Source organism: Natronococcus sp. CG52, from assembly GCF_023913515.1.
In the GTDB taxonomy this organism is placed as follows: Archaea; Halobacteriota; Halobacteria; order Halobacteriales; family Natrialbaceae; genus Natronococcus; species Natronococcus zhouii.
In genome coordinates this window covers 225,863-238,903 of record NZ_CP099393.1, presented here as the reverse complement: position 1 = coordinate 238,903, position 13,041 = coordinate 225,863, and the positions used below count along the sequence as shown (strand labels likewise).

At 57.2% G+C, this 13,041-nt stretch carries 11 protein-coding genes; 2 read left to right on the top strand and 9 right to left on the bottom strand.

Translation table 11 applies throughout. From position 1 onward, the window contains the following. Positions 1 to 146: 146 nt before the first annotated feature. The 4 genes from NED97_RS22465 to NED97_RS22450 all read right to left on the bottom strand — a co-directional run bounded on the left by NED97_RS22465 (position 147) and on the right by NED97_RS22450 (position 4,758). The gene (locus NED97_RS22465; protein ID WP_252490990.1) at positions 147 to 914 is read right to left on the bottom strand and encodes an IclR family transcriptional regulator; all 768 of its coding nucleotides are present in this window, start codon (positions 912 to 914) and stop codon (positions 147 to 149) included. A gap of 280 nt (positions 915 to 1,194) precedes the next feature. After that, entirely contained in the window at positions 1,195 to 2,427 is a 1,233-nt protein-coding gene (locus NED97_RS22460) for a mandelate racemase/muconate lactonizing enzyme family protein (RefSeq protein WP_252490989.1), read from the bottom strand. Positions 2,428 to 2,626: 199 nt separating this feature from the next. Next, entirely contained in the window at positions 2,627 to 3,670 is a 1,044-nt protein-coding gene (locus NED97_RS22455) for a zinc-dependent alcohol dehydrogenase (protein WP_252490988.1), read from the bottom strand. Positions 3,671 to 3,978: 308 nt separating this feature from the next. After that, positions 3,979 to 4,758 (bottom strand): SDR family NAD(P)-dependent oxidoreductase, encoded by a 780-nt coding sequence (locus NED97_RS22450; RefSeq protein ID WP_252490987.1) that lies wholly within the window; start codon positions 4,756 to 4,758, stop codon positions 3,979 to 3,981. Positions 4,759 to 4,927: 169 nt separating this feature from the next. On the opposite strand from NED97_RS22450, the gene NED97_RS22445 reads away from it, so the two are divergent. Further along, positions 4,928 to 5,791: a fumarylacetoacetate hydrolase family protein gene (locus tag NED97_RS22445; RefSeq protein WP_252490986.1), complete on the top strand. Its 864-nt coding sequence runs from the start codon at positions 4,928 to 4,930 to the stop codon at positions 5,789 to 5,791. Positions 5,792 to 6,043: 252 nt separating this feature from the next. Further along, positions 6,044 to 7,147 carry a C-terminal binding protein gene (locus NED97_RS22440; RefSeq protein ID WP_252490985.1) on the top strand — a complete coding sequence of 368 codons (1,104 nt, stop codon included), beginning with the start codon at positions 6,044 to 6,046 and terminating at the stop codon, positions 7,145 to 7,147. A 78-nt stretch (positions 7,148 to 7,225) separates the two neighbouring features. On the opposite strand, the gene NED97_RS22435 is transcribed toward NED97_RS22440, so the two are convergent. The 5 genes from NED97_RS22435 to NED97_RS22415 all read right to left on the bottom strand — a co-directional run bounded on the left by NED97_RS22435 (position 7,226) and on the right by NED97_RS22415 (position 12,792). Beyond that, positions 7,226 to 7,957, bottom strand: a complete 732-nt coding sequence (locus tag NED97_RS22435; protein ID WP_252490984.1) for a fumarylacetoacetate hydrolase family protein — start codon at positions 7,955 to 7,957, stop codon at positions 7,226 to 7,228. Between the two features lie 133 nt (positions 7,958 to 8,090). Then, positions 8,091 to 9,068: a D-2-hydroxyacid dehydrogenase gene (locus tag NED97_RS22430; RefSeq protein WP_252490983.1), complete on the bottom strand. Its 978-nt coding sequence runs from the start codon at positions 9,066 to 9,068 to the stop codon at positions 8,091 to 8,093. Between the two features lie 139 nt (positions 9,069 to 9,207). After that, positions 9,208 to 10,308, bottom strand: a complete 1,101-nt coding sequence (locus NED97_RS22425) for a Gfo/Idh/MocA family protein (RefSeq protein ID WP_252490982.1) — start codon at positions 10,306 to 10,308, stop codon at positions 9,208 to 9,210. Between the two features lies 1 nt (position 10,309). Further along, complete coding sequence (locus tag NED97_RS22420; RefSeq protein ID WP_252490981.1) at positions 10,310 to 11,485, bottom strand: mandelate racemase family protein; 1,176 nt, start codon at positions 11,483 to 11,485, stop codon at positions 10,310 to 10,312. A 35-nt stretch (positions 11,486 to 11,520) separates the two neighbouring features. Continuing rightward, positions 11,521 to 12,792 carry an MFS transporter gene (locus NED97_RS22415; RefSeq protein WP_252490980.1) on the bottom strand — a complete coding sequence of 424 codons (1,272 nt, stop codon included), beginning with the start codon at positions 12,790 to 12,792 and terminating at the stop codon, positions 11,521 to 11,523. Positions 12,793 to 13,041 lie beyond the last annotated feature (249 nt).

The following is a 13,041-nucleotide window of genomic DNA, read 5'->3' as shown; positions in this document are numbered from 1 at the left end:
GGTGCCCGAACATATTCGTTCTTAGAGTCTGAACACGTATCGAGGAAGGATAATTAAATTTGTATGACATATACGTCTGGCGAAAGCATCAAACAGGCTCATATTATTGGGTACTGCCGGCATCGTAATTCGAGATAGAAAGAGCGTCAGTTCGAATACTCTAGGTTGAGTTCGATGACGTTGGCGGTGCTACGAACGGCGTTCGGTAGCGTTTCTTCGAACAGTTCGCCTTGCATGCGCGTCATTGGCCCTGAGACGCTGATCGCGCCGGCGACCACTCCGTCGTTTTTCTTGATTGGGGCGGCGACGCACCGGAGTCCGGAGAGACGCTCTTGGCGGTCGAACGCCACACCGCGATCACGTATCGCCTCTAGTTCCTCGAAGAGGACGTCTCGATCGGTGATCGTGTGCTCTGTCGACTGCGGCAGGCCACGGTGGTCGAGGATCTCCGTTATTCGGGTATCAGGCAGGTGCGCGAGTATCGCTTTGCCGAGCGCGGTGTTGTGGAGATAAGGCCGGTGACCGGCATACGTATCTGCCTCCACTGCCTTCTCTCCACGCGAGAGAGAAAGGTAGACGCACCGCCCGTGCTCTTCCGTCGCGAGATTGACGAGCTCTCCGGTTTCAGAAGCTAACTCCTTTACTTGCTCTCGACCGATTCGGTACAGCCGCATCTGATTTCGCTGGTACTCTCCAAGCTCAAGAAATCGTAACGACAAGCGGTACTCTTCGTCCTCCTTGACAACGAACTCGATCGCTTCGAGCGTATTCAGGTGGTTGTGGACGACTCCTTTGCTCATATCGAGCGCTTTCGCTGTTTCAGTTACTCCTGCCCCGTGGTTCTCTTTGAGAAACTCGATAATCTCGAATGATCGAACCGTCGTGCGAACCGGATATTTTGGATCTCTTTCCATGTCTTGGGATATAGATCACAGGTACAAAACCGTTGTTCTATCATACAGAACGGTTCGCCGTGTATCTCCCGGTGTGCTAGCCGATCGAGACCGCTCAAGAATTAGCTCATGTCGAACTGGAAAGCCGGTTACAAAATAAGCAGGCGCAACGCCTCGCCCTTCACAGTAGTTCGGTATTGTGCATTGGATTGGGTGAGATCCAACCAGTTAGACGCTCTTGTCCCGGTTTAGGTAGTGTCCAATGCACACTTCGCAATTACTGTTCTGGGCGGGGAGGAGGTCAAGCCTCGTCGATGAGCGTTTCGCCCTCAGCCATGTGCTTCTCGACGGTATCGAGGTCGAGGGTGAGACCGAGACCCGGCTGCTCGGGAACTTCGATGTACCCCTCTTCGATGAGGTCCTCTTCGACGAGATCGTTCCACCACTCGACCTCATAAGCATGGTACTCGACGGCCAGCGAGTTCGGAATCGCGGCGCCGACCTGTGCGCTCGCCATTGTTCCGACCGGTGAGGAGACGTTGTGCATCGCGACCGGGATATAGTACATGTCCGCCAAATCGGCGATCTTTCTCGTCTCGCGCATACCGCCGACCCGGGGAAGATCCGGTGCGATGATGTCGACCGCTTGCTCTTCGAGGAGCTGGCGGTGACCGAACTTCCGATAGACGTTTTCGCCGACGGTAATCGGTGTCGTGGTTCGCCGTGTCACTTCGCGCTGAACGTCGTGATTTTCTGGTGGAATCGGATCTTCGAGCCACCAGACGTCGTACTCCTCGGCGGCGGACGCGAGGCGATGAGCGCTGTTCGCGGTAAACGCCCAGTGGCAGTCGAAGGCGACGTCGGCTCGGGTACCGATCCGTTCGGTTACGGCACGAACGATGTCGATCTTGTGTTCAATCTCAGGTTTCCGAAGGTGTCTGTTCGCGCGGTCCTTTTGGTGGCCTGACGGGACGTCGAGGTCGAACTTGATTGCGTCGAACCCGAGTTCTTCGACGACGCGTTCGGCCTCCCTGGCGTTGGCTTCAGGATCAGCTTCGTCGCCAGCATGACAATCGCAGTAGGCCCGAACCTCGTCACGGTACTTGCCCCCGAGCAGCTGGTACGCCGGAACACCGAGAGCCTTTCCGGTGATGTCGTGAAGCGCGATTTCAATCCCGGAGATGGCAGAAATCACCTTTCCGGAGATTGACCCTTCGCCAGCGAGCTTTTCGACGAGGTGTTCATACAGGCGGTCGATGTCGGTCGGGTTCTCGCCGATTAGAAAGGACGACATTCGCTCGATGATTTCTGGCTCTCCCGCACCCCAGTAGGACTCGCCGTCGCCGACGATACCGGCGTCCGTGTAGACGCGCACTAACGTCCATGGGTAGTTCCCCTCAACGATCGTGGTCTGTATATCGGTGATCTCGAGGTCTCGGGGCCCAGCCCGGGTGTTTTTAAGACCCATTGTTTCCGACGAGAGGTTTCGCATCGTATACGTTGCATTCGGATCTGAGAGATTGCGGTAGTTCATACCTCAACTATCCACGATATGTTACGTCATACTAAAACTTCCCTTTCCCACTAATCTAGCAAGGCCGTCGTGGACGGGAGTTGTAGACTGCTTCATCCCTTTTTATCTAGAATCGTGGGAACTCCGGTAGATCGATCCACCATCGATTTCCGGTGTTGTCAGGCCTTACTTGGGTTGCACACAGACGGACAAGTAGCCGTTATTCGCGACACTCGGAGAGGTCGAAGACGGGCTTGCACGTCTCGCCTGCGAGGAACGCTTCGAACGCCTCGTCTTCATCTCGAACGGAGAACCGGGTATCGACGAACGTCTCGCAGTCGATTACGCCGGAATCGATCAGTCGGAGGGATCGCTCGAAGTCTTCCCACATCGACGCGTAAGAACACTGGAGGTCGGTTTCCGAACGAACCAGCGGCGAGTACGACATCGTCGTTTCGCCGGTCAGCGCGATCAAGACGATCTGTCCTCCCTTTCGGACGGCATCAGCTGACATCGTCAGTCCCGAGGGATGGCCGGTCGTATCAAACACGACATCGAATCCGATCCCGTCGGTTCGGTTCTCAAAGACGGCGTCGGCGTCCTCGGTTTCGACGTCGACGGTTTCGAATCCGAGTTCGCGCGCGAGCGGGAGTCGGTATGACGAATCTTGCTCGACGCCAGCAACGAGAACCTCGCCCCCCTGTGCATCAGCGATCTGTGCAGTCAGTAGACCGATCGGACCGGGACCCGCAACCAGTACTCGGTCGGCGGGTCTAACTCGTGAGTTCTCGATAACGGCTCTTGCGGCGATGCTCGTCGGTTCGACGATAGCGGCGTTTCTCGGGTTGATACTGTCAGGGACGGCCTGAAGTTCGGATTCTGGAACGCTAATGTATCCCGCAAACGCACCATCGTGATCGACGCCTGTGATCACCGCGTCCTGGCAGACGTTCTCGTTACCGGATTTACACTGGTAGCACGAACCGCAACCGCGGATCGGTCGCTCAACGACCTGGTCGCCAGGCTCGAAATCCGTGACCTCATCTCCGGTTTCGACGATGTGGCCGGTATACTCGTGGCCTGTGATCGTCGGGAGATCCATTCGCTCGAACGCCGACTTAAACTTGTAGATTCCCGCATCGCTACCACAGAGTCCGGCGTAGTCGACCTCGATGAGCGCTTCGTTCGGACCTGGCTCTGGGACCGGGTACTCTCTCAGTTCCATCGAACCATACTCTCGCGCAGTCTTGGTTAGCGCTTGCATGTGAAGATCATACCCAGGGGTAGTTATAATTCTGTGGGATTGGTGAATCGCCTCAAGGTCAAGCCCCAGGGCATTCTCCTAGACCGCCTGTAAACGCCAGCAGTCGTTTCCTCTCTACACGCCTGTCACGGCGGTTGACTGTGATGTGACTGGAAGTTGTGGTCGTGACCGTCCGACTATCGAGTGCACGAGAGATGTATTGCCTATCTTCTGTCTTGCTTCAGGCAGCTCTCGAAAAACCGGCTGAAATCGGCGAACGCGACGCGCGAACTACAGTCTCGAGACAGCTTTAGCGACGTTGGCAGTCGTCACTCCTGAAACGCGCTGTTCGAGAAACCGCCGTCGACGGTGAGAATCTCGCCGGTCGTGTACGAGGCCGAGTCGCTCGCCAGGTAAATCGCTGCGCCGGCGAGTTCCTGAGGCTGACCGATTCGGCCTACTTCGGTCTGATGTTCGACGCCTTTTCGTCGAGAGGACCCTTCGGCGTAGGCGTCTTCGGTCTGAGGGGTCAGGAAGAATCCCGGCCGAAGGCCGTTCACGCGGATGTCCGGGCCAAACTCCTTCGCAGCCACTCGGGTGTACGCATCGATTCCGCCCTTCGCGGCGGAGTACGCGGCGAGGTTTGGCATCGACCGCTGCGGGGACATCGAGGAGATCGTAATGATACTCCCCTCTTCGATCGCCGGTTCGAAGAGTTGGCAAGCCCGGTGGACACCGGTCAACTGTATCTCGAGGACGTGGTTCCACGCCTCGTCGGCGATTTCAGTGATCGATTCCCGGGCTATTGCTCCTGGAGAGGCGACGAGTACGTCGACACCGCCGAATTCGTTAACGACGGCATCGCGTAGTTCGATCAATGATTCCCGGTCCGTGACGTCACAACACTGTTCGATCGTATCGGCCCCTCGCTCACGAAGCTCCGCCGCAACCTCTTCGACCGCCGACTGCGTTCGGCTTGAAGCAACGACATCAGCGCCATCCTCGGCGAACGCAAGCGCGATGGCGCGACCGATGCCGCTCGTTCCGCCGACAACAACTGTACGCTTTCCGTCGACTGATACGTGACTGTCTGTCCCTTGTCGAGACATATCATGATATTCGCAACTCGCTTCCTTAATGTATCGATTTCGAGGTAGCCCTGATTAGATGCTCGGTTGGTTACACCCGGTTGAGTCAAAGCCGTGACTCGAAATGCCGATACCGCTCGCCGCCACAAGGGGCAAAAACTATTACGGAATACCCAGAACTATTTCTGGTATGCGATACTTTCACGTATCGACCGATAGCGGTCAGCGACTGATCGTCGATCACGATGGCACCACGTACGACCTCACTGCGATAACCGATTCCCTCACGTCGTTTACCGGTCTCGCCAGGACGGCCGACGTCGTTGGAAAGTCGATCGATGAACTTACGGATCAATTGCTCACAGACGCCGAGGCGGTGACAACGTCGCTCGATGAACCGCTCGCACCCATCGAGGCCGCGGAAGTATGGGCCGCAGGCGTTACGTATCAAATCAGCGAAGAAGCACGGGAATCCGAAAGCGGGATGCCGGAAATGTATCTCAACGTGTACGAGAGCGAGCGACCGGAGGTCTTCTTCAAAGCGACGCCGAATCGGACGGTTGGTCCCGACGAGGCGGTCGGTATTCGGACCGACTCCGACTGGGACGTCCCCGAACCCGAGCTGGGGATCGTGCTCTACAATGGAGAACCGGTCGGATACACGATCGGTAACGACATGAGTAGCAGATCGATTGAAGGAGAAAATCCGCTGTATTTGCCCCAAGCGAAAGTCTACGACCGTTGCTGTTCGATCGGACCGTGCATCGTTTCGCCGGAGACGATTGGCGACCCTCACGACCTGACGCTGTCGATGACGATCGAGCGCGACGGGGAAACGGTCTATACGGGTGAAACGTCGACTAGCGAGATGGACCGCACCTGCGAGGAGCTCGTCTCTTACTACACTCGAAACAATTCCGTCCCGGAAGCCTCGGTTCTCCTCACAGGGACGTCGCTCGTCCCGCCTGAAGAGTTCACGCTGCAGGAGGGGGACCTCGTTACGATCGACATCGAGTCGATCGGTACCCTCTCGAACCCGGTCATAACGGTGTAGCTACCTTTACGTTGGTTGGACGACGGGGATTCGGTTCAGTAAGAGTAAGTCCTGATGTGAATTTCCGGCCATACCCCGGAACTATCGCCGTTTCCCTTTCCTACAACCCTCCGAATTCGATTGACTCCGCTTTCCTGCCTATAGTACCAACTGAAACGGTTTCCACGCCGATCGCACTGTCCGCGGTTCGGAGCGAGCGAAGCAAGCGAGAACCGCGCTCCCGTCGTGCGATCGGGTGTGCACTGACTTTCAGTGGCTACTATAGCTGTGGCGCTCACTCTTTCATCTCATTCGAACGGCGACCACTACCTTGCCGGCGGAATCGAGCAGATTCACCGGCTTTGCGTCCGAAATTCTTTTTTGGTTTCGGAGAAACACTGGCATAGGATGACTCACACGATACTAGTCACGGATTTCGACTTTCCGGATCTTTCCATCGAACGCGACCATTTGTCGGACGCCGACATCGAAATCGCTGAAGCGCAGGCGGAAACCGAAGCCGAAGTCATCGAGGCGGTCAAAGACGTTCGTCCCGATGCACTCTTGAATCAGTACGCGCCGATCACACGGGAGGTTTTCGAAGCCGGTCCCGAGATACAGGCGGTGGGACGATACGGTATCGGGGTCGACACGATCGATCTCGAAGCGGCGACCGATCACGACGTCGTCGCGCTCAACGTCCCCGATTACTGCCTTGACGAGGTACCGACACACACGATGGCACTCATTCTATCGGTCGAGCGTCGAACGGCCCAGTTCACTGCCGAGATCGAGTCTCGGACTTGGGACTGGACGAACGGACGGCCCATCTATCGCCTCCGGGGACGAACGCTCGGACTTGCAGGGTTTGGCAAAATCCCGAAAGAAGTTGCCAAAAAGGCGGAACCGTTCGGGCTTGAACCGATTTCCTACGACCCCTATGTCGACGAAGCGGAAATGGCTGAGCACGGCGTCGAGAAGGTCTCGCTCGAGGAACTCCTCGACCGATCCGATATCATATCGGTGCACACGCCACTGACCGACGAAACCCGAGAAATGTTCGACGAAGAGGCCTTCGCCGCAATGGACGACGACACGGTCATCGTTAACACATCTCGCGGGCCGACGATCGATGTTGATGCACTCCACGACGCGCTCAGCGACGGCGAACTCCGTGGTGCCGGTCTCGACGTAATGCCCGAGGAGCCTCCGGAAGATCACCCGCTTTTCGATCTCGAGGAAACGGTGTTAACGCCCCACGTCGCGTGGTACTCCGAGGAGTCGATTGTCGACATGCGGAGTACTATCGCAGGAGACGTCGTTTCGGTGCTCGAGAACGAAACGCCGACGAATCCAGTCAACGAGGACGTGCTTTAGTAGAACGAGCCGACGTCTCACCGTCGTCACATTCCTTTCATCACGATTCGATTGCGTAAAAACGGAATCGCCGATGCCTTAGATCTCTCGGACGTCGTGCTCGAGGGTTCCGATCCCTTCGACTTCGACTTCGACACGATCCCCATCAGAGAGCGCTCCGACGCCCGCAGTGGTCCCCGTCGAAATGACGTCGCCCGGCTCGAGAGTCATGTACGCCGTGATTTCGGCGATCAACTCCGGTACTGAGAAAATGAACTCATCGATAGTCGATTCCTGACGGGTCTCACCGTTAAGCCGGAGTTCGATACGTGCGTCGTCAGGAACTTCGTCCGGCGTCGCGACGACTGGACCGATCGGTGCGGCGTCATCGAACGCCTTTCCGCGAATCCAGTTTTGTTCCTGCCGCTGATCGTCACGGTTAGAGACATCGTTTATGCAGGTGAATCCCTCCACAACATCCATCGCCTCGTTCTCGGGGACGTTCCGACACTGTTCGCCGATGACGACGCCGAACTCGGCTTCGAATTCGACGGTCTCTTTCCCCGCTGGTAGCGTAATCGTATCTCCGTGGCCGGCGACCGTGTTCGGCGGTTTGAGAAAGAGCATCGGACGGTCGGGCAACTCCATCCCTTCCTCTTCCGCGTGATCGGCATAGTTCAATCCGATGCAGACGATCTTCGACGGATCGCTCGGCGGAAGAATGTCCACTTCGTCCGGATCGTACGTTTCCGCTCCGAACTCGATTCCATCGTCGGTCCATACACCGGTACGAGTCGCGCCAGCTAAGTCTCTGAATCGAACGCGTCGCATACCGGTGCTGGTCGCGCTCACCCGATAGTCCTTACTATTTCGGCAAGCCGATACGACAATTCAGTACCGTAATGTCGGGTTCGATTCCTGGGAAGGATGCCAGCGAACCGATGGAGACTCTCCTTCTGCAGCGTTACTCTCCGGGAGTGGCGACCTGATTTTCGAACTCGGTGTCGTATCCTTCTGCTTCGATACGTTCGACGTTACGAACCATGATATCCGTATGCCGCTCCCAGTATTCTTCGGTGTGGCCCGAATAGTGCGGCGTTATCAGTACGTTCTCGAAGTCCCACAGCGGGTGGTTCTGTGGCAGCGGCTCTGGGTCGGTCACGTCAAGTGCAGCACCGCGGATAGCATTCTTTTGCACCGCCGCGAGTAGTGCATCGGTATCGACGACTGGACCGCGGGCAACGTTTACGATGACCGCGTCTGGTGGTAGGGTCGTGAAGACCTCATCGTTGATCAACCCCTCAGTTGTATCCGTCAACGGGCACGCGAGTACCAGATAGTCGGTTCGCGCGAATGCCGCATGGATGTCGCTATCGTACCCGAAAATCTCGTCAGCGGGACCACCTTTCTCGGGGGAATTGCGGATTCCGATCCGCTCAACGTCGAGCGGCTCGAGCAGTTCGAGCGTCCGCTCTCCGATCGCTCCCATCCCGACAACAGTTACTGTACTCCCGTTGAGTTCACGTGCCGGGAAACGGCGCCACTCGTTGTTACGCTGTCGACGCCATCCCTCGTGGAGCCGCCGGGCGAATACGAGTAGGTTGCCGAGAACGTGCTCGGCAATATTCGGCGCGTGGATCCCAGAGGCGTTCGTCACTGTGACGCCGTTCTTTGCAAGTGTTTCCAGTGGGAGGTGTCCCACACCAGCGGAGGCACAGGCGAATAGCTCGAGAGAAGACGCGCTAGAGAGTAGATCCGTATCGATGTCGGTTCCGGTCGCAATCGGCGCGTGCTCGATTAATTCCCTCTCTTCTCGTGGCGTCGACGCTAACCTGATATCGTATTCCGGAAGACGTGACTGGAGCGCATCCGCGCACGCTTCGCTGGATATTCCGTGTGCTGTGCTCCGAAGAACGACGATGTCGGGTGTACCAGAACCCATGTACGGGCGTACTTGCCGAGAGTACGTATATTCTCGGTTGAAGATAGGCAATACGCTGCGAATTGCTACTTTTGGGTCAGCGGTGACTTCGAGCGAGAATCACTCGCCCGGATCCCGAGATGAACGCGTCTCGTCCGGCTCACCAAGACGTGACGCGCACGTCACGAAGCGGCCTCGCGAGCGGCACGTCGACCTGTCCGTTCGTATGGTGCGAGAGGTAGAAGGCGATGATGATCTCGAGACTCTGGGTTGCCTCTTCGCCGGGCGAAGCGTTCTCGGCACGTCCGTCCAGTACGTCGACGATGTGGGAAGCGGCGTTACTAAACGCCCGCTTGTAGTCGTCTTCCCAGGTCCAGGCGCCTTCGATCCCGGGGAGACTCTCTTCGACATGCTCTCCGTCATCAGTGAGTCGCCAGTACCGCCACTCACCATCGTCGTTGTTCAGATAGAGTTTGCCGTTCGATCCGATGATCGAGATCGCCATCGACGAGTGCTCACGCGGAATCGTACAGTCGACGGTGACGAACGTCCCGTCGTCCATCACGACGAACCCACCTCCGCCAGCATCATCGACCGTCTGGGCTGCGTCGAGACTGTCGACGGCCTCGTTTTCACCGGTGATGTAGCCTGAAACGGTTTCGGCCCGCGAATCAAGAAGATACACCAGCGTATCGAGCAGGTGCGTCGAGTTCCGCAGAAGTTCCATCCGGAACTGCGTGCTAACTGACTGAATCTCGCCGAGGATGTCCTCCTCCTGAATGAGTTGCCTGAGTTTCCGTTGCTTGTCGGTGAATCGGAACGAGTGGTTGATCAACAGCTCGGTATCGGTCTCCGCACAGAGGGACGCCATCTCCTCTGCGGCGCTGACCTGCGAAGCAATTGGCTTCTCGCACCAGATGAGGTCGGGTTCTGCATCCGACCGTGCCGCGTCAATGACGTGCTCGTGGTGGAGATAGGATGGTGTACACACCGATACAATATCCAGATCTTCGGCCGCGAGCATCGACTCGTGGCCGACGTACTGACGCTCGGCGGGAATGTCCCACGCCGTCCCGAACCGTTCGAGTTTCTCTTCGTCAACGTCTGCGACTGCGACGAGTTCGATCTCGTCCTGAGCCTCGAATCCGCCGGCGTGACTCGCTCGAATTTTCGACTGCCCGATTTTGTCCTCCTCGTGCATGCCGAGGATGCCCATTCCAGCGATACCTCCCGTACCGATGATTCCTGCGCGGTAAGTCATATTATTCGTAAACGTGGATCGAACCAGTCTGCATCTCTTCGATGTACTCCCAATCGTACTCAACCCCCAGTCCAGGGCCGTCAGGCACGTCAACGCGACCATCGTCGTCGATCGCGTCGATCATGTCCGAGTACTCTCCCTTGTAGACTGGTGGTTGCGTGTTCGCACAGTCGGGATGAACGAGTGCCAGTTCGTAGTAGTTCGTGTTTCGCGTCGCAGCGATACAGTGACGCTGTGCCGGACCGGGCGCGTGGAACTCGACGTCGAGTCCGAACGCTTCCGTCATGTGCGCGATCTTCATCGCGCCCGTGATGCCCGCATCGTACTCAGGATCGGCCCGAACGAAGTCCGTTCCGTCGCCGATGACGAAATCTGCGTGTGCCTCCAAGCCGCGGATGTGTTCCGTTTGCAGCAGCGGCGTCTCTAATCTCTCTCTGAGCTTTCGATGGCCGCTCTGTGAAATGCCTCCGTCGCGGTACGGATCCTCGTACCAGAGGAAGTTCTGCTCGTCGAGTGCCCGGCCGACCTTGAGTGCCTCGGCGAACGTTTCGTACTCGCAAGCCGGATCGAACATGAGGTCCATTTCGTCTCCGACTCGCTCGCCAACGGCGTGAATGGAGTCGATTTCCCGCTCGATATCCCGGCTCTCATCGCCGCCGCCCCAGCCGTGAATCTTGAAGCCGGGGAAGCCCCGCTCGAGACACTCCTCACCGAAGTCGGCGAAGGCTTCCGGCGTATCGAGGCCGCCGTTTTCGTCGCCGTGATAGGTTGAGGCATATGCAGGGATCTTCGTTCGGTACGTGCCGAGCAACTCGTGAATGGGCGCATCGTAGTACTTGCCGGCGAGATCCCAGAGTGCGATGTCGATCGGGCCGATGCCCATCCGGTCGTACTTGCGAAGGGCGCGCTTGATCTCGCTCCAGTGTTTCTCGCGCTCGAGCGGGTTCTTGCCGACGAGGTAATCGGCGAACATGTTGATCTGGGCGGCGCCCGGCGAGTTGCCGCCGACGTACTCGCCCGTCACCCCCTCGTCGGTGTGGATCTTGATCGCGAACAGTTTTCGCCACGTCGTCTCTCCTGGCTCGTAGACGAGATTAAATCCGTGCTCGTCGCTCCCAACGTCTTCGAGCGGATAGCGGAACTCCTGACTCTCTATACGGGTGATCGTCGGACCCATACACTGGGAAGTGGAAGCCATCGTAATAAATCCAACTACGTAGAGACCGACCGATCGCGGGAGAGGAGAACGAACGAACACGTTAATCCGGCGGCGGCAAACAGTCCGAGAACAACGAAGACGACGACGATCGATGCGTACGTGAGGAGTGCCCCGACGATCGTTGCACCGGCGGCACCGATCCCGAACGCAGCGAGGTAGGTGTAGCCGAACGCCAGTCCGCGAGATCCCGGTGGTGAGTATTTAGCGATCGTTGCTTGAATTAGCGGCTGCATCGCAAATAGCGCAAATCCGAGAGCCGCAGTGATGAGCAAGAGCGTCGTGAGGCTCGCATTGGCCGCAGGGACGAACGCCAGACTGATCCCTACGAGTCCGATCAGTACGACTACTAGCCCCCTTTCGGGCTCGAATCGATCGGTCAGCTTTCCACCGACATACTGTCCGCCGATTCCCACGGTGAGCAGACCGACGTACACGTACTGCGCGAGGTCGAACTCCTCTGCCACCGGACTGCTTTCATCAAGGAATTGATGCTCGATATCACCGGTAAACGCGATGAGGAAATCGCCGAGCAACTCCGGAAGGAACGTTAGTATACCCCGATAGTAGAGGCCGTCGAACGTGATCACGACGAGAATTAACACGAAACCGACTGTGAACACTTGGCGCGTGTTCCCGATGAATTCCGCTGCTGATCGAATCTGTGCAGACGAATCTTCCCCTCCGTCAGTCCGGTCGGTTCGCTCTAAAGCCGCCCATTCGTCGAACTCGATTGCTACTCCCGCAACAGCGATGACCAGTGCTGGGACCGCGAGCAATGCAGCGGCTATTCGCCACTCGACGGTTAGCAATAGAAGCGCAGTTGCGAGCGGACCGAACGCGGTTCCAATATTCCCTGCCATTCCGTGATATGCGAATGCTGATCCGGTCTCGGTGACACCGTTACTGATCAGGGCGAGCCCTGCCGGGTGATAGACGCTGGCAGTGATCCCCCAGATTGCGAGCGCAACCGTGATCGTAGCGATGTTTGGTGAGAGACTGAGAAGCAGAAACGATACGCCCATTCCGAACAGACAGCCGGCGATCAACAGCCGAGAGTCGTATCGATCGACAAGGATACCACCAGGAAGGGCCCCAACGCCGAAGAGTGCATACCCGACGGTGACGACCAGCCCGAGTAGTGCTGATGTTACCGAAAATTCGAGTAGCCAAATCGTCATCAGAATCGGAATCGACATTTCGTACGTGTGTACTAGCCCGTGGCCAGCCATGACATACCCGACGATCGACCGATCGTTACTGTTCACTGGGTCTCCCTCCCACAGGTGTATATGCGCAATCTTCTGCTCGATGAGCTGTAGCCGGTTCTGTATAAATGACCATGATACAAATAGCATCTAAATAATCCCTATTAAAACGTACGAAAAAGCAGTTGTCATAAAAAATTAAGAGAAAAACCCCGGGATGGGTCTATACAAAATACCAAGGGTGAGTACCCGCGCCACCGTGTACGGAGGTGAAGCCTGATACCCGGCCAACTTATCAGCCGTCGTCCA